This window comes from Epibacterium sp. ABV4_022 (assembly GCF_056159345.1).
Map to the genome: position 1 here is coordinate 2,924,335 of NZ_JBSWVA010000001.1, position 17,683 is coordinate 2,942,017.

A 17,683-nucleotide genomic window follows, 5' to 3' on the forward strand; every position below is an offset into this window, starting at 1 on the left:
GCCGGGCGCCGCGCGATGCGCGGCGCCGCAGCCGGCCCCCAGTGGGGACCGGCTGCCCCCCTCCTCTCCGGTATCCTGACCACAACACCCGTTGGGAAGAGCCGCGCGGGTCTAGCGCCCAAACTGCGCCGGCATCTGTCCCCGCAGTGCATTCATCAGGTGGATCTCCCGCGCCTGCCGCAGATCCTCCATCGTCAGAACCGCCTCGCGCAGCGCGCCCGCCTCCAGCAGGCTCTGACGGCAGATCCCCGGCAGGCAGCCCGAGGCCAGCGGCGGTGTGAGCCTGTCGCCCTGCGCCGTGGTGATGGCGATATTGGTGATCGTCCCCTCGCAAAGCTCTCCGCGCGTGTTCAGGAACACCATTTCCTGCAGCCCGTTCGGAAGCTCGTGCCGCACCTGATCGTAGAGCCCCCGCCGGGTGGTCTTGTGGCGCAAGAACGGGTCCTCCGCCTCCAGCCGCGCCTCGGCGATGGCAAACCGCCACACCGGTGCAGCGGGCGGCATCGGCGATGTGGTCAGATCCAGCGCGCCATCTGCCGCCAGGGTCATCCGGCAACGCAGCGGTGCCGCGCCCCCAAGCCCCGCCACCAAACGCGAAGCCACAGCGGCATCAAAGGCGATGCCAAAGGCCTCTGCCGACCGTGCCATCCGCGCCAGGTGCAGCGCCAGCCGCGCGACACCGCGGCCGGGCACATAGCCAAAGGTCTCGATCAGGCGGAAATCGGCGTCGTCACCTGTGCAAATCGGGCTTTCCACAGCGCTTCCTCATATTCCGACGCGGCGGTGCTGTCCCAGACCAGCCCGCCGCCGACATTGAACGTCGCGCGGTCGCCGTCCAGTAGCACCGTGCGGATCGCCACGTTGAACTCCGACCGCCCGTCCGGCGCCGCCCAGCCGATCGAGCCGCAATAGATGTCGCGCGCCCAGGGCTCCAGGTCGCGCAGCACCTCCATGGCGCGGATCTTCGGCGCTCCGGTGATCGACCCGCAGGGATAGAGCGCGGCAAAGATCTCGGCAAGGCCACAGCCCGCGGCCAGCCGCGCCCGCACCAGCGACACCATCTGATGCACGGTCGCATAGCTTTCGATCGCGAACAGCTCCGGCACCCGCACCGATCCGGTCTCGGCCACGCGGCTGATGTCATTGCGCAACAGATCCACGATCATCAGGTTCTCGGCCCGGTTCTTCTCGTCCGCCTGCAGGAATTCGCGCCGCCGCGCATCCTCCGCCGGATCGGCGCTGCGCGGCTGGGTGCCCTTCATCGGGCGGGTCTCGATCACGCCCTCACCCGTGGTGCGAAAGAACAGCTCCGGGCTGCGCGACAGGATCGCGGGCAGGCCCTCCTGCTCGATCAGGACCCCGTGACCCACCGGCTGACGTTCCGCCAACGCCGCATAGAGCGCCTCTGGACGGCCCCAGGCCGGCACATCTATGGGAAAGGTCAGATTGGCCTGATAGATGTCGCCCGCCCCGATCAGCGCCTTCACCCGGTCAAAGGCCTCAGCATAGCGCGCCGCATCCCAGCGCGGCACCGCCTCGCCAAACCCCGCATCGCCCGCCCAGCGCGGAACATCGGCGCGCGCCGGCGCACGGTACACCCCGAACTGCATCAACGGCAGACGCCGGCGCTCCGGCATCCGCGCCAGCAGGCGCGGCTCCAGCGCATAGCCCAGCTCGTAAGAGGCATAGCCCGCAACCCAATAGCCCTCGGCGCGCGCTTCATCCAAGGCCGCCAGCGCATCCGGCACCTCCTGCGCACAGGTGGCAGCGATCATCCGCACCGGGTCGGCAAACCGAACCGCTCCGCCCTGATCCCCGCTCACCGGGCCATTGTCAAAACGCAGTCGCACCGTCAGAGTCTCCTCGCAGGCTGGTGGAGCCCCGCATATAGCGGTTTGCCTGCCGCGGGAAAGGCCCGAAAACGGCAAAATGCGTCACAGGGCCGATCCCCCTTGCACCTTTTGTCTCGCTCCCTATAACGCAGGACAATTTGGGCGCTGCCCGCGCCTGATTCAGACTGCCACGCCGCATAGTTTTCCAAGAGGACGCCACGCCATGCCCAAAAGAACCGATATCCAGTCGATCATGATCATTGGCGCGGGACCGATCATCATCGGTCAGGCCTGCGAATTCGACTACTCCGGTGCGCAAGCCTGCAAAGCGCTGAAGGAAGAAGGCTACCGCGTCATCCTGGTGAACTCCAACCCCGCCACGATCATGACCGATCCGGGGCTGGCCGACGCCACCTATATCGAACCGATCACCCCCGAGGTGGTCGCCAAGATCATCGAGAAGGAACGCCCCGACGCGCTGTTGCCGACCATGGGCGGGCAGACCGGCCTCAACACCTCGCTCGCGCTTGAGGAAATGGGCGTGCTGGAGAAATTCGGCGTCGAGATGATCGGCGCAAAGCGCGAGGCCATCGAGATGGCCGAAGACCGCAAGCTGTTCCGCGAAGCGATGGACCGGCTTGGTCTGGAAAACCCGCGCGCCACCATCGTCACCGCGCCCAAAAAGGAAAACGGCTCCGCGGATCTGGAGGCTGGCGTACAGATCGCGCTGGAGGAACTCGAAGGCATCGGCCTGCCCGCGATCATCCGCCCCGCCTTCACCCTCGGCGGCACCGGCGGCGGCGTGGCCTACAACCGCGAGGATTACATCCACTACTGCCGCTCCGGCATGGATGCCTCGCCGGTGAACCAGATCCTCGTCGACGAAAGCCTGCTGGGCTGGAAGGAATACGAGATGGAAGTGGTCCGCGACAAGGCGGACAACGCGATCATCGTCTGCTCGATCGAGAACGTCGATCCGATGGGCGTGCACACCGGCGACAGCATCACCGTGGCCCCGGCGCTGACGCTCACCGACAAGGAATACCAGATCATGCGCACCGCCTCGATCGCGGTGCTGCGGGAGATCGGCGTCGAGACCGGCGGCTCCAACGTGCAATGGGCGGTGAACCCCGACGATGGCCGCATGGTGGTGATCGAAATGAACCCGCGCGTGTCGCGCTCCTCGGCGCTGGCGTCCAAGGCCACCGGCTTCCCGATCGCCAAGATCGCCGCGAAACTCGCCGTGGGCTACACGCTGGACGAGCTGGACAACGACATCACCAAGGTGACGCCGGCCTCCTTTGAACCGACCATCGACTATGTGGTCACCAAGATCCCGAAATTCGCCTTTGAGAAATTCGCCGGTGCCGAGCCCTTCCTCACCACCGCGATGAAATCCGTGGGCGAGGCAATGGCGATCGGCCGCACCATCCACGAATCGATGCAAAAGGCGCTGGCCTCGATGGAATCGGGCCTCACCGGCTTTGACGAGGTGGAAATCCCCGGTGTGCAGGCGGGGCTCTGGGAAAGCGTCGGTTCGGATGACAAGGCCGCCGTCATCAAGGCGATCAGCCAGCAGACCCCGGACCGGCTGCGCACCATCGCCCAGGCGATGCGCCACGGGCTGTCCGATGACGAGATCCAGGCCGTCACCAAGTTCGACCCCTGGTTCCTCGCCCGCATCCGCGAGATCATCGACGCCGAGCGCGACGTGCGCAAGAACGGCCTGCCGATGCGCGAGGACGGCCTGCGCGCGCTCAAGATGCTCGGCTTCACCGACGCCCGCCTCGGCGCGCTCACCGGTCGCGACGAGGACAACGTGCGCCGCGCCCGCCACAACCTCGGCGTCAAGGCCGTGTTCAAGCGCATCGACACCTGCGCCGCCGAATTCGAGGCGCAGACGCCCTATATGTACTCCACCTACGAGGCCCCGATGATGGGCGACGTGGAATGCGAGGCGCGCCCCTCGGACAAGAAAAAAGTCGTCATCCTCGGTGGTGGCCCCAACCGCATCGGTCAGGGCATTGAGTTCGACTACTGCTGCTGCCACGCCTGTTTTGCGCTCACCGACGCGGGCTACGAGACCATCATGGTCAACTGCAACCCGGAGACGGTGTCGACCGACTATGACACCTCGGATCGCCTCTATTTCGAGCCCCTGACCATGGAGCACGTGATGGAGATCCTGCGCGTCGAGCAGGAGAACGGCACCCTGCACGGCGTCATCGTGCAGTTCGGTGGCCAGACCCCGCTCAAACTCGCCAATGCGCTGGAGGCCGAGGGCATCCCGATCCTCGGCACCACGCCCGACGCCATCGACCTGGCCGAGGACCGCGAGCGCTTCCAGGCGCTGGTCAATGAGCTGGGGCTGAAGCAGCCGAAGAACGGCATTGCCTCCACGGACACACAAGCACTTGAAATCGCAGAAGAGATCGGCTTCCCGCTGGTCATCCGTCCGTCCTATGTTCTGGGCGGTCGTGCGATGGAGATCGTGCGCGACATGGATCACCTCAAGCGCTACATCAACGAGGCCGTGGTGGTCTCCGGCGACAGCCCGGTGCTCCTGGACAGCTATCTCTCCGGCGCGGTGGAACTGGATGTGGACGCGCTCTGCGACGGCACCGACGTGCATGTGGCCGGCATCATGCAGCACATCGAGGAGGCCGGCGTGCACTCCGGCGACAGCGCCTGCTCGCTGCCGCCCTACTCGCTCGACAAGGATGTGATCGAGCGCATCAAGGAGCAGAGCTTTGCGCTGGCCAAGGCGCTCAATGTGGTTGGCCTGATGAACGTGCAGTTCGCGATCAAGGACAATGAGATCTACCTGATCGAGGTCAACCCGCGTGCGTCCCGGACCGTGCCCTTTGTGGCCAAGGCCACCGACAGCGCCATTGCCTCCATCGCCGCGCGCATCATGGCGGGCGAGCCGCTGGCGAACTTCCCCCAGCGCGCGCCCTATGAACCGGATGCGGGCTATGACGTGGACACGCCGATGGCCGACCCGATGACGCTGGCCGACCCGGACATGCCGTGGTTCTCGGTCAAGGAGGCGGTGCTGCCCTTCGCCCGCTTCCCCGGTGTCGACACCATCCTCGGCCCGGAAATGCGCTCCACCGGCGAGGTCATGGGCTGGGACCGCAGCTTTGCGCGCGCCTTCCTCAAGGCGCAGATGGGGGCCGGCATGGTGCTGCCCAGCGCGGGCCGCGCCTTCATCTCGATCCGCGATACCGACAAGACCGAGGTGATGCTGGATACCGCCCGCATCCTGCTGGATCAGGGGTTTGAACTGGTCGCCACCCGCGGCACCCAGGGCTGGCTCTCCGGTCACGGAGTTGCGTGTTCGGTGGTCAACAAGGTCTACGAGGGCCGCCCGCATGTGGTCGACATGCTCAAGGACGGTGGCATCCAGCTGGTGCTGAACACCACCGAAGGCGCTCAGGCGGTCGAGGACTCCAAGCCGATGCGCGAAGTGGCGCTCTATGACAAGATCCCCTATTTCACCACCGCCGCCGGCGCCCATGCCGCCGCCCGCGCCATCCAGGCGCAGGCAGAGGGCGACGTCGAGGTGAAGAGCCTGCAGGGCTGAGCCCTGCCCCTTTCAAAAAACGGCAAACGCCCCCGTTCCGGGGGCGTTTTCTTGTTTGAGCCCGCAGGGCGGTCGGATCGCCACAGGCGATCCGATCCGGGCGGCGGCAGCGCAGGCCCTGCGGGCCTGCGCTGCCGCCGCCACCCCCGGTTCATCCCGAGGCGCGCCTTTCACAGCTTTCATAGAGCCGAAAGGTTTCCCGGCTATCCCTTTGCCTGTTTCCCTGCAGCACCACGCCGGAGCCCAGCCCCATGCGATACCTGATCTGCCTTTGTACCTTGCTCACACTTGCCGCCTGCGACGTCCCGCTGGTGCCCCTGATCTAACGGGGAAGCACGCAAAGCCCGGCAGAATTTCACTCAATTGAGTCAGATCTTTACGTTGGGATAACGCCGCTCGCGTTGCGCCGACTCGGTCGCCGCGTCACAGTGATCCCTGCATAGAGCAGCCCAGAAGGGCAGCGGAAGATCATGTTCCCTCCAGGCCATCGTTGCTCTCTCACCCCTCACGGATGGCCGTCTCTTGATCTCCCCCAAACGGAAAAGCCCCGCGGGACAGGTCCCCGGGGCTTTTCTTATCTCGGAATGACGCCAGGACGCGAGAGGACACCAGGGCGCGAGGCCAGCCCGCGCCCTGATGCCGCTCAGGCCGCGGCTGCCGCGCGCTCGCGCCGTTCCACCCCCTTGAAGAAGATCAGGTAGAACACCGGCGCAGCCACCAGGGTCAGCACGGTGGCAAAGGCCAGCCCGCCCATGATGGTCACCGCCATGGAGACGAAGAAGGCATCGCTCATCAGCGGCGCCATGCCCAGGATGGTCGTCACCGCCGCCAGCATCACCGGCCGCAGACGCGAGACCGAGGCCTTGACGATGCTCTCGCGCAGCGGCAGGTCCTCCTCGCGCCGCACGATGTCGATCTCCTCGACCAGCACGATGCCGTTCTTGATCAGCATGCCCGACAGGCTCAGCAGACCCAGCAGCGCGGTAAAGGTGAACGGCAGGCCGGTGCCCATCAGCCCGATCACCACGCCGTTCACGCTCATCGGCACCAGGAGCCAGATGATGATCGGCTGGCGGATCGCGTTGAACAGCAGCACCGAGATCAGCACCATGATCAAGAGCGACAGCGGCAGCTGCTTGCCAAGGCTCTCGTTGGCCTCCGAGGAGTTCTCGTGCTCGCCGCCCCACTCCATCTTGAAGCCCCGGGGCACCTCGATCGCCTCGACCGCCGCCTGCACTTCGCCAAAGACCGTGGCCGCCGTCACCTCGCTGTCGATATCGGCCCCCACGGTGATGGTGTAGACCCGGTCGCGGCGATGGACCAGTGTGTTCTGCACGTCGTAGGTCACCCCGTCGAGCATCTGCTCCAGCGGGATCCAGGCGCCCGCGGCTTCGGAGAACACCACCTGGTTCATCAGGTTGTAGGGCTCCTCCATCGGTCGGCGCATCACGATCGGGATCAGGCGCTCGCGCTCCCGGAACACGCCCGTGGTCATGCCGTTGGTGGAGAATTCCAGCGCGTTGGAGATCGCATCCCGGGTCACCCCGGCGGTCTGCGCCCGATCCGTGGCATAGACCGGTTTCAGCACCAGCTCCTGCTCGCGCCAGTCGTGGCGAATGTCACGGGTCAGGTCGCTTGCCTCTTCCAGCGCCAGCTTGGCCTCTTCCGCCAGCTGCCGCAGCACCGCCGGATCGGGCCCGGAGAACCGCACCTCCACCGGCGCGCCGCCGCCGGGACCAAAGACCAGCCGTTCGGTGCGGAACTCGCCTTCGGGGAACCGCGCCTTGCCGTAGGATTCCAGCTCCGCCTGCAAGGCCGGGATCTGCTCCAGGCTCTCGGTGCGGATGATCAGGTGCCCGTAGCTCGGGTTGGCCTTCTGCGCCGAATAGGTCAGCAGGAACCGGGTTGCCCCCTGGCCGACGAAGGTCGCCACCGACACCACGTCATCGCGCGCTGCCAGCCAGTCCTCGACCTCCGCCATATGCGCCGAGGTGGTCTCGATCGCGGTGCCCTGCGGCAGCTTGTAGTGGACATAGAACAAGGGCGTGTTGGAGTTCGGGAAGAACTGCTGCTTCAACATGCCAAAGCCCATGAAACACAACACCGTGATCGCCAGCAGACCGGCGACCACCAGCCAGCGCAGCTTCAGCGCCGCACGCAACAGCGCGCCATAGGCCCGGAACAGCAGACCGCCATAGCTGTCCTGCACCTCGCCCGTGCCACGCTTGAAGAAATAATGCCCCAGCAACGGTGTGACCGTCAGCGCCAGCAGCCAGCTCAGCAACAGCGAAATGCCGATCACCGCAAACAGCGAGAACAGGAATTCCCCGGTGGCATCCGGGCTGAGACCGATCCCGGCAAAGGCCATGATGCCGATGACCGTGGCCCCCAGCAGCGGGATCTGCGTCTTGGAGGCCGCCTCATGCGCCGCCTCGCGCGAGGATTTGCCCCGCTGCATGGAGATCTGCATCCCCTCGGCGACAACAATGGCATTGTCCACCAGCATGCCCATGGCGATGATCAGCGCCCCAAGCGAAATCCGTTCCATCTCGATCGAGAAGATCGCCATGAAGAACAGCGTGCCCACCACCGTCAGCAGCAGGGTGGAGCCCACCACGATCGCCGCACGCCAGCCCATGAACAGGGCCAGCACCACGATCACGATCGCCACCGACATCGCCAGGTTCACCAGAAAGTCGTTGGAGGCCTTCTCCACCACGATATGCTGCTGATAGATCGGATGCAGCTCGACCCCGACCGGGATTTCGCCATCCAGCTCCGCCAGCTTGGCATCCACCCGGTGCCCGACATCGACGATGTTTTCATTGGCAATGCCCGACACCCCGAGGGTAAAGGCCTCGACCCCGTTGAAACGAATGATCTCACTCGGGTCGATCTCGCGCCCGCGCCAGACATTGGCAATATCGATGATATTGATGGTCTCGCCACCAACGCCCACCGTCAGCCCGGCGATCTCGGACACCGAGTCGGAGCCCTCCGGCGTCTGCATCAGCGTGTTGACCGTCCCCGCCTTGATCTCGCCCGCAGGCGTCACCGAGTTCGAGGTGGCAATGGCATTGGCGATCGCCTGCACCGACACCCCGAGGTTGGTGGCGATCGGCATGTCCGGCTCGACATAGATGGTCTCGTTGCGCAGCCCGGCAATATCCACATCGGCCACACCGTCCACCGTCAACAGCTCGCGCCGCAGATAGGTGGACAGCTCGTATTTCTCCTTGTCGGTAAAGCCTTCTGCCGTCACCGCGTAGAAGATGCCAAACACATCGCCGAAACTGTCGTTGACCAGCGGCTCGCTGACCCCCTCCGGCAGCCTCCGCGCCGCGTCACGCACCTTGGCGCGCAGCTTGGTCCAGATCGCCGGCAGTTCGTCGCCGTCATAGGTGTCCTGCATCTCCACCTCGATCACCGACACGCCGGGCCGGTTCATCGAGCTGATTTCCTTCACTTCCTCCATCTTCTGGATGGCGGATTCCAGCGGCTCCGACACCTCCAGCGCCACCTGCTCGGCGGTGGCACCGGGATAGGTGGTCTGGATCACCGCGTTCTTGATGGTAAAGGCCGGGTCTTCCAGCCGTCCCAGGTTGAGAAACCCCCAGATGCCCCCGAACAGGGCAAAGAGCATGATCAGCCACGTGTAAAGAGGCCGTTGGATCGATCCGCGTGCAATATCCATGTCGCGGGCCTCAGTTGCTGAAACCGGTAAAGCGGCGCACCGCCTGACCGTCTTCCAGCGCAGCACCGCCGGTCAGGACAACCTCGTCGCCATCGGCGATCCCCGACAGCACGTCAAACGTGCCGAACTGGTTCGGCTCAATCTCCACCTCGGTCCAGCGCACCGAGCCCTGATCGGCGCCGGTGGGGGTGAAGATCATCACCCCGGTGTCGCCCGCCGGCGTGGTCACGATCGCCGTCGCCGGCAGCGCGATCCGGTGGCGCCCGGTCATCACCCGCACCTTCACCGTGGTCGACGCCCCGGGCAGGATCTGGCGATCTTCCGGCGGGTCCATCCGCAGGGTCACCCGATAGGTCTGCCCCACTGCCGAGGCCTCGGCGGCATATTCCAGGATCTCGGCCGGGTATTCGGTGCTCGACCCCGGGAAGGTTGCCACGATGTCAAAGGTGTCGCTTTCGCTGGCGCGCTGGAACAGCAGCTCCGGCACGTCGATTTCCACATGCAGCTCCGACATGTCATGCAGCCGGGCGATCGGCGTTCCAGCCGAAACCGTGGAAAACAGCGCCACCTCGCGGCGGGCCACCAGCGCATCAAAGGGCGCGTAAAGCGTCGCATGATCCAGATTGGTCTGGGCGGTGCGCAGGGCCACTTCGGCCAGGCCCGCGGCCGTCTCCGCATCCTCGATCGCCACCTGACTCACTGTTCCGGCCAGGCGTTCGTTGCGCTCCTTGGCGCGGTCCGCCTGCTGCTTGTTCAGGACCGCCTGCTCCAGCTGCAACTGAAAGGTCTCGAGATCCAGCTGCCCGATCAGCTCCCCCTCGGGCACCACATCGCCCTCGGTCACCGGCAGCCGCAGCACCTGGCCGCCGACCTGAAACGCCAGGTCCACGGTCTCCTTCGCCGCCACCTGGCCGAAAAACTGCCGCTCCAGCGGCGATGCGCCCCCGTTTGCGGTCATCAGCTTCACCGGCTTCAGCACTGCCGCCGGTTCGGCCTCCTCCTGCGCGCCGACAGTCTGCGGCAATGCAAGAACCGCCCCCAGCAACACCGCCCGGATTGATCTCAATGTCATGTCTCGTCTCCTTCACAGGGTCCCACAGCGCCCGACTGAACGGCCTTGTTATGTATCTTTTGCGCCAACCCGGCGAGAAGCTTGGCTTCCTCCTCGCTCAGGCCCGATGTCTCATAGAAGACCGCAGAGGCCCGGGCGACAAGCTGTTGCCGGCGGTTCTGTCCGTCTTCCGTCAATTCCAGCAGCCAGGCCCGCCCGTCACGCGCATCCCGCACGCGCCGGATCAGCCCCTGCGCCTCCAGTGTCGCCGCCGCAGCGGTCACCACCGAGGGCGCCTTCAACGCCAGCCGCGCCAGTTCCCCCATGCGGCGGGGCCGCGCGAGAATCAGCAGCAGCTGGCATTCGGACCGTCCCAGCTGTTCCCCCAGACTTGCATCAATCAGCCGTTGCTCCAATTGCCAATGCAGCGCAAAGACCCCCATCATGGCCTGCACTTCGGGCGTAAAGAGATCCCAGCTGTCGGAAAAATCTGCATGCATGTCCTGTCTCCTGCCCGCGAGATAGTTCAGACCATGAAGTATTTAAAGGGGAGCTTTCCCGCTTTTTGCTGCAACCTGACCCAAGGGCATGCGCCCCCGCGCCCGCTGCCACCCTTGACCTTGCACCTTGAAACGGTCCCTATATGCGCCACCTCGAGACAGGAGCCGTCACGGATCCGCCACCTGGGACACAGACATGCATACACCCGCCATCACCGGCACCGGGGTCTTCACCCCCTCCGAGCGCATCACCAATGCGGAACTGGTCACCGCCTTCAACGCCTATGTGGACCTCTACAACGCCGAGCACGCCGCAGAGATTGCCGCCGGGGATCGCGCCCCGTTGCAGTATTCCTCGGAGGAGTTCATCGAGAAGGCCTCCGGCATCCAGAGCCGCTACGTGATGGACAAGAACGGCGTGCTCGACCCGGAGGTGATGCATCCGCGGCTACGCCAGCGCAGCGATGACGAACCGGGCATCATGGCGGAAATGGCGCTGGACGCGGCCAAACAGGCGCTTGCCCAGGCCGGGCGCACCGCCGCGGATGTGGACCTGGTGATCTGCGCCGCCTCCAACCTGGAACGCGCCTACCCCGCCGTTGCCATCGAAGTGCAACAGCTGCTGGGCTGCGGCGGCTTTGCCTTTGACATGAATGTCGCCTGCTCCTCAGCCACTTTCGCCATCCAGGCCGCCGCCGACATGGTGCGCGCGGGCTCGATCCGCACCGCGCTGGTGGTCAACCCGGAGATCTGCTCCGGCCATCTGGAATGGCGCGACCGCGATTGCCACTTCATCTTTGGCGATGTGGCCACCGCCACCCTCATCGAGCGGCAGGTGGATGCCACCGGCGCCCATTTCGAGATCCTCTCGACCCGCTGCGCCACGGAGTTTTCCAACAATATCCGCAACAACAACGGTTTCCTGCGCCGCTCGCGCCCCGACGGGGTCACCGACCGCCGCGACATGCAGTTCATGCAGAACGGCCGCAAGGTGTTCAAGGAGGTGCTGCCGATGGTCAGCCAGCACATCGCCGACCACATGGCCGCCGAAGGGGTGGAGGCCGCCGCGCTCAAGCGCCTCTGGCTGCATCAGGCCAACAAGACGATGAATGATTTCATCGGCAAGAAAGTCCTCGGTCGCACCCCCGAGCCGGGCGAACAGCCCAATATCCTGCAGGACTACGCCAATACCTCCTCCGCCGGTTCGATCATCGCCTTCTCGCAATATTCCGACGATCTCGCCCCCGGCGACACCGGCCTGATCTGCTCCTTCGGGGCGGGCTATTCCGTCGGCTCGGTGATCCTGCGCCGCCAGGCGGCCCCTGTCTCCGCCTGACGCCGACGCTGCTGCTTCGGAGCCATCCCCGCCCTGCGCCCCGACAGCCGGACGTATCAGCGCCGGGGGCACGGCAAATCGCCGAGGCTCCGCGCCCGGCCCCGCCTGCGGGCGACGGGCGACGGGCGTGGATACGGCTATTTTCCTTGCGCCCAAGCGGCGTCCGGCAGACCGGGGGCATGGCCGGGATGGATCTGAAGCTGCTGCTTTGGTGGATCCTTGCTTGTCCCTTTCATCTTCTGACAAACAAAAAAGCGCGCGCCCGGTCAGGGCGCGCACCGTTTGAAACCCGAAATTTGCAGCCCAAAAAAACCGCTCCCGGCCCCATCCACCCGGTGCCATCCAACGGTCCCTACCTCCGGCAGGGTCGCGCCGTATCAAGTCCAGAAAAATCCGCCTTCCGGCACGCCCGCGGGGCCCACCCCCTTGCGCACAACCGCCAATGGATTAGCGGGGCGGGCGCGTCAGGTGCTTTCCTCTTCCAGGTGCAGCTTCATATCCAGCAGCACCTGTTGCAGCAGCACCGTTTCCTTCAGCAGGCGCTTGGCCTCGTTCACGGTGATGATGCCATCGGCGATCGCGTCCTGATACTCGCTCATCAACTGCGCAAAGCGCCGGCTCAACGCGATCACATCGGTGTTGACCCCGCCCGGGCGCGACACGGTGCCGGGCTCGCCGGAATAGGACAGCGTGATGTTCTTCAGATCCGCCAGCGCCGAGGTCACATGCGGAAAGGACGACGCCCCTTCCAGCTTTGCAACCGCATCCACGGGAATGAAACGATCCGCATGTTCCACATTGTCGGAATAATAGCGTCCCAATGTGGCCTTCGACTTGCCGGTGATCTGGCAGGCGGCTTCGATCCCCACGTCCTTCACCAGTGCTTCTGTGTGTTTTTTCAGATACGTCCCGATATCCGCCATAATGCTCTTTCACCCAAATCGATGTCCCCGCCTCACTCTGGCGGGGGAACCTCGAGATTAATTTCCCATTAAGTTTGCTTAACTGAATTGGCATACCTTTGCCATACCTGCCGTGAATGCTTAACGTGACGAGTGGCGTGTGTGACCATTGGTGTCCTGGCAGGTGAGAGGGTCGTGCTTGTGAGTGAGGTTTCGATCCTTGTTGCGGTAATTGGTCTGCCCGTTTGGATGCCCCCTCGGTCCGGGTGCGGTTCAGAATACGGCACTGGGTGCCCTGAGCCCACGCTCTTGCTCTGGGGGCATCGCCACATCCGCCGCGACAGGCCTCCACCCTGCCCGCCAGTCTCCGCAAGACAAGCGGCGCGCCGGTGACAGTGCAAGTCCCGGTTCCGCCCATCTGGCCCGATACCTGCCCAACCTGCGACCAGGAGGCCCCCCCGCTCAAGGTGGGGGCTGTTGCCACGGCCGGCGCCCGGGAGCAGCGACGGCGCATTTTCAGCTTTTCCGAACCCGCGCGACGGGGTAAGCCCGCGCCATGGCCAAGCTCTACTTCAATTACTCCACGATGAATGCCGGCAAGTCGACCGTGCTGCTGCAGGCATCCTACAACTACCGCGAGAACAACATGCAGACCTACCTGCTGACCGCGCGCATCGATGATCGCGCCGGCACCGGTCGCATTGCCTCGCGCATCGGCATCAATGCCGAGGCGGATGTGTTCCTGCCCGATGACGACCTCTTCGCGCGTGTCACGCGGCGGCTGGAGGACGGACCGGTGGCCGCGATCTTTGTGGATGAGGCGCAGTTCCTGACCCCCGATCAGGTCTGGCAACTGGCCCGGGTGGTCGATGATCTGCGGGTGCCGGTGCTGGCCTACGGCCTGCGGGTGGATTTCCAGGGCAAGCTGTTCCCCGGCTCGGCGACGCTGCTGGCGCTTGCGGATGAGATGCGCGAAGTGCGCACCATCTGCCACTGCGGCAAAAAAGCAACCATGGTGGTGCGCCAGGACGATCAGGGCAATGTCCTGACCCAAGGCGATCAGGTGCAGATCGGCGGCAATGAAAGCTATGTGTCGCTCTGCCGCCGCCACTGGCGCGCGGCGATGGGGGATGCGCCGGAGCGCTGACCTCCCGGACCCCGCCCCTGCAGCCGCATCGAAACACATCGCATGAGCCCGCTGCACTGCGCATCGTCTGATCGCACCGCCGCCGCTCTTTGCACCCCGTGCCCCGGCAGAACGAGATATCAGGACCATCCGGGGGCCGCTCCCGCCCAAACAGGGATGTGCCGATGGCACCTCCGGTTCGGTTGGGCCTGGCACGCAAGGTGCCAAGGGCACCTTGCGTGCCGCAGCCAGCCCGTTGGGCTGGCTGCCCGGCCCAAGGCCGCCAAGGGGGTGCGGCCCCACGGGCCAAACCACCTGCGGGCGCGGGAGCCTCCCCTTTTTCCCATGCACAGCTGCCACGCCCCCTTGCCGCAGGGGGCGGTGCACCGCGCTGGGTGGAGGGGAGCTACGCCTACACCGGGTTGGGCAGCGACAGCCCGGCCAGATGCGCCGCCACATTGTCCAGTGCCATATGGCCCATGTCGCTGCGCACCTCCTCGGTGGCGGTGCCCAGATGCGGCAGCAAGGTCACAGTGTCCAGCGCGCGCAACGCCTGCGGCACCTCGGGCTCGAACTCGTAAACATCCAGCCCCGCACCGGCGATCTGCCCCGCCTGCAAGGCCGCGATCAGCGCCGCCTCGTCGACAACCTCGCCGCGGGCGATATTGACCAGATGCGCATGGCGCGGCATCGCCGCCAGCACCTCCGCATCAATCAGATGCCGGGTCTCCGCGCCGCCCGGCACCGCAACCACCAGCATGTCAACGGCGGCTGCCAACTCCGGCAGGGACGCGGCACGCCGGGCCGGGTAGTCCGTCGCCTTGTCGCTGCGCGCCACATAGGAAATCTGCATGCCAAAGCCAAAATGCGCCCGCCGCGCGATCGCATCCCCGATCCGCCCAAGCCCGACCACCCCCAGCCGCTTGCCGGTCAGATGCAGCCCCAGCATCTGGGTCGGGTGCCAGCCCGCCCACTGGCCGGAGCGCACCAGCCGCTCGCCCTCCGCCGCGCGCCGCGCACTCATCAGCATCAGCGTCAGCGCAATATCCGCCGTGGCATCGGTCACCGCACCGGGCGTATTGGTCACCGCCACCCCCGCAGACCGGGCCGCCACCACATCGATGTGATTGAACCCAACGCCGAAATTCGCCAGCAACCGGCAGCGCGGTGCCGCTGCGGCGGCAAAGATCTCCGCCCCATAGGCATCCCCCAGGGTCGGCACCACCACATCAAAATCGCGCAGGCTGGCGATCATCTCGTCGCGCCCCATCGGCGTGGTCTGGCTGCGGATCTCCACGTCGAATTCCGCCTGCGCCCGCGCCGTGACCTCCGCCGTCATCGGACGCGTCACCAGCACCCGCATCGCATCCCTGCCCGCCATCAGTGCATCCGCCCACCGGTCGGCACCTCGGCGGACACGTCGCCATCGGGGCCGATCAACACGATCTCGCCCTTTGCGTCCGGCAGCCCCAGCACCAGCACCTCGGACATGAATGTGCCGATCTGGCGCGGCGGGAAATTCACCACCGCCATCACCTGCTTGCCGATCAGCGCCTCGGGCGCGTAATGCGCCGTCACCTGGGCCGAGGTCTTGCGCTCACCGATCTCGTCGCCAAAGTCGATCCACATCTTGATCGCCGGCTTGCGCGCCTCCGGAAAGGCTTCCGCCCGGACCACCGTGCCCACGCGCACATCCACCTTCAGAAAATCGTCAAAGGAAATCTCAGCCACGGGACAGCTCCTCGGACCGCTTGGCCGCCGCCGCCACCGCGCGCTGCAACAGCAGCGGGAAGCCCGCCTCCGCATCCATCAGCACCTCAAGCGCCGCCTGAGTGGTGCCATTGGGGCTTGTCACATTGACCCGCAACTGGGCGGGATCTTCCTCGGCCGCCTCCGCCAGCGCTCCGGCCCCCGCCACGGTCGCCTTGGCCAGTTGCATCGCCAGATCCTCCGACAGGCCCTGCGCCACGCCTGCCGCCGCCAATGTCTCGATCAGGTGGAACACATAGGCCGGACCAGAGCCGCTGACGCCGGTGACCGCATCCATCTGGCCTTCGCTCTCCAGCCGCACGGTCTGACCCACCGCCTGCAACAGCGCCTCGGCCTGCGCCAGCTGCGCCTCGCCCACATGGGCATTGCCGATGATCGCGGTGATGCCGCGCCCGACCGCAGCCGGCGTGTTGGGCATGGCCCGCACGATCGGCGTGCCGGCGCCCAACATGCCCTCGAAGGTCTGGATCGACGTGCCGGCGGCCACCGAGATGAACAGCGTCGCACCGCCGCCGTAGGATTTCGCCGAGGGCAGCGCTGCGCCCATCATCTGGGGTTTCACCGCCACCAGCACGATGGCGGGCGCCTCCGGTGCGGCGGCATTGATATGCACCCCGGTGCCCTTCAGCCAGTCCGAAGGTTTGGGATCCATCACATAGACGGCCTCACGCGGCAACCCGCGCTCCAGCCAGCCCGCCAGCATGGCCGATCCCATCTTGCCGCAGCCCAAAAGCACCAGCCCCCGCGCCGCGATCTGTTCCATATCCATGATAACCCCCATCTGTCGTTCAGCTCGTCACCGATCCAAAACCGGTTGATGGGGGCAAGACTTACGCGCGCCCGTAGGCCTCTGCAATGGCGACCTGCATCGCCTCCTTGGCCGGGCGCTCGCCCCAGACCATCAGCTGGATCGCCGGGTAGTAGCGTTCGCAGTTGCCCACCGCCGCCTGCACGATCGCATCGACCTGCTCCGGCGTGGCCATCTGCCCGCCCGACAGCACCAGCCCATAGCGATAGAGCATCAGCTTGTGCTCCGGCCAGTAGCTGAACGCCCCGGCCCAGCACTGGTCATTCATATGGTTGATCAGCTCATAGAGCTGCGGCACCTTGGCCGCCGGCGGCTCCATCTCAAAGCTGCACACCAGCCGCAATGTCTCGTCATAATCGGACCAGGCCAGCGTCAGGGAATAGGTGCGCCACTGTCCCTCGACCGCCATGGCGATCTGATCGTCGGCAATCCGGTCGAAATCCCAGTCGTGATGGGAGGCCAGGTTCTCAACGATGTCGATGGGGTGAAGGTCGTCCTGCAACTCGTGCTCGGAAAGTGCCATGATGCCACCTCTCTGGTCTCTAGCTTATGGGAACCCGATGTGCCCCTATTGCTAGCTGTCTGATCTAAGGACCGGGGAGGATCTCCCCGCTCCCTACTAAATATGGTGATCCTGCGGCCAGCGTCTGGCAACCCTTTATTTGGGGACAACTGCAATAAGTTGTGGATGACTGGAAAAAACGTGCAAAATATCGGTGTTGTGCTAGGCTGACACAGGAGCGTTACCCGAGCTGCCTAGACTGGTGGTCCGGAACCGGAGAGGCCGCGCCAGCGCTGCGGACCACGGCCCGGACGCGCTGCCATATTCCCCCCGCGACAGCCATGCAACCGCGCTGATTCCCCGCCCCGCCAAGGGCGCGGCATGTCCTCTCCCGCGCCTGACCTGCCACCCGATCAGAAGATCCGCGCGGCGCTCCCGGCACGCGCCACGGCCCGGGGCGGAGCATCCGCTCCGACCCGGGCTCAAACTGAAAAAGGGATGCGTTGACGCATCCCTTTTCCCGCTTGGTACCAGCGCGCGGCGGATCGGCCCGTGCCGGGCGGATAGGCCGGCATA

13 protein-coding genes are annotated in these 17,683 nt (G+C 65.5%); 3 read left to right on the forward strand and 10 right to left on the reverse strand.

Going from position 1 to position 17,683, the window contains the following annotated elements; translation table 11 throughout:
* Positions 1–111: 111 nt before the first annotated feature.
* Both ACXAF5_RS13905 and ACXAF5_RS13910 read right to left on the reverse strand, forming a co-directional pair.
* Complete coding sequence (locus ACXAF5_RS13905; RefSeq protein WP_474947036.1) at positions 112–756, reverse strand: aminotransferase class IV family protein; 645 nt, start codon at positions 754–756, stop codon at positions 112–114.
* Positions 711–1,850 carry an aminodeoxychorismate synthase component I gene (locus ACXAF5_RS13910; RefSeq protein ID WP_474947037.1) on the reverse strand — a complete coding sequence of 380 codons (1,140 nt, stop codon included), beginning with the start codon at positions 1,848–1,850 and terminating at the stop codon, positions 711–713. The genes ACXAF5_RS13905 and ACXAF5_RS13910 overlap by 46 nt, the downstream gene beginning before the upstream one ends.
* Before the next feature lie 205 nt (positions 1,851–2,055).
* Between ACXAF5_RS13910 and carB the strand changes: the two genes are divergently transcribed.
* Positions 2,056–5,418: a carbamoyl-phosphate synthase large subunit gene (gene carB / locus ACXAF5_RS13915; protein ID WP_239320576.1), complete on the forward strand. Its 3,363-nt coding sequence runs from the start codon at positions 2,056–2,058 to the stop codon at positions 5,416–5,418.
* Positions 5,419–6,061: 643 nt separating this feature from the next.
* Here the strand turns inward: carB and ACXAF5_RS13920 are convergent.
* The 3 genes from ACXAF5_RS13920 to ACXAF5_RS13930 are packed head-to-tail and all read right to left on the reverse strand — an operon-like array spanning position 6,062 to position 10,663.
* The gene (locus ACXAF5_RS13920; RefSeq protein WP_474947038.1) at positions 6,062–9,112 is read right to left on the reverse strand and encodes an efflux RND transporter permease subunit; all 3,051 of its coding nucleotides are present in this window, start codon (positions 9,110–9,112) and stop codon (positions 6,062–6,064) included.
* A 10-nt stretch (positions 9,113–9,122) separates the two neighbouring features.
* The gene (locus ACXAF5_RS13925) at positions 9,123–10,184 is read right to left on the reverse strand and encodes an efflux RND transporter periplasmic adaptor subunit (RefSeq protein WP_474947039.1); all 1,062 of its coding nucleotides are present in this window, start codon (positions 10,182–10,184) and stop codon (positions 9,123–9,125) included.
* Positions 10,181–10,663: a MarR family winged helix-turn-helix transcriptional regulator gene (locus ACXAF5_RS13930; protein ID WP_239320570.1), complete on the reverse strand. Its 483-nt coding sequence runs from the start codon at positions 10,661–10,663 to the stop codon at positions 10,181–10,183. Before ACXAF5_RS13930 ends, ACXAF5_RS13925 begins: the two co-directional genes overlap by 4 nt.
* Positions 10,664–10,859: 196 nt before the next feature.
* Between ACXAF5_RS13930 and ACXAF5_RS13935 the strand changes: the two genes are divergently transcribed.
* The gene (locus tag ACXAF5_RS13935; RefSeq protein ID WP_474947040.1) at positions 10,860–11,999 is read left to right on the forward strand and encodes a beta-ketoacyl-ACP synthase III; all 1,140 of its coding nucleotides are present in this window, start codon (positions 10,860–10,862) and stop codon (positions 11,997–11,999) included.
* A gap of 464 nt (positions 12,000–12,463) precedes the next feature.
* On the opposite strand, the gene ACXAF5_RS13940 is transcribed toward ACXAF5_RS13935, so the two are convergent.
* Positions 12,464–12,922 (reverse strand): hypothetical protein, encoded by a 459-nt coding sequence (locus tag ACXAF5_RS13940; RefSeq protein WP_239320565.1) that lies wholly within the window; start codon positions 12,920–12,922, stop codon positions 12,464–12,466.
* Positions 12,923–13,457: 535 nt separating this feature from the next.
* Here ACXAF5_RS13940 and ACXAF5_RS13945 point away from each other — a divergent pair.
* A complete protein-coding gene (locus ACXAF5_RS13945) occupies positions 13,458–14,048 on the forward strand; it encodes a thymidine kinase (RefSeq protein WP_474947041.1) in 591 nt (196 codons plus the stop codon).
* A gap of 391 nt (positions 14,049–14,439) precedes the next feature.
* Here the strand turns inward: ACXAF5_RS13945 and ACXAF5_RS13950 are convergent, their stop codons facing one another.
* The 4 genes from ACXAF5_RS13950 to ACXAF5_RS13965 all read right to left on the reverse strand — a co-directional run bounded on the left by ACXAF5_RS13950 (position 14,440) and on the right by ACXAF5_RS13965 (position 17,128).
* Positions 14,440–15,390, reverse strand: coding sequence for a 2-hydroxyacid dehydrogenase (locus tag ACXAF5_RS13950; RefSeq protein ID WP_474947837.1), 951 nt, complete (start codon positions 15,388–15,390; stop codon positions 14,440–14,442).
* A gap of 17 nt (positions 15,391–15,407) precedes the next feature.
* On the reverse strand, positions 15,408–15,758 hold the full coding sequence (locus tag ACXAF5_RS13955; RefSeq protein WP_239320559.1) for a tRNA-binding protein: 351 nt from the start codon (positions 15,756–15,758) through the stop codon (positions 15,408–15,410).
* Entirely contained in the window at positions 15,751–16,566 is an 816-nt protein-coding gene (gene proC / locus ACXAF5_RS13960; protein WP_474947042.1) for a pyrroline-5-carboxylate reductase, read from the reverse strand. The genes ACXAF5_RS13955 and proC overlap by 8 nt, the downstream gene beginning before the upstream one ends.
* Before the next feature lie 61 nt (positions 16,567–16,627).
* Entirely contained in the window at positions 16,628–17,128 is a 501-nt protein-coding gene (locus tag ACXAF5_RS13965; RefSeq protein WP_239320555.1) for a type III secretion system chaperone family protein, read from the reverse strand.
* Positions 17,129–17,683: the final 555 nt, after the last annotated feature.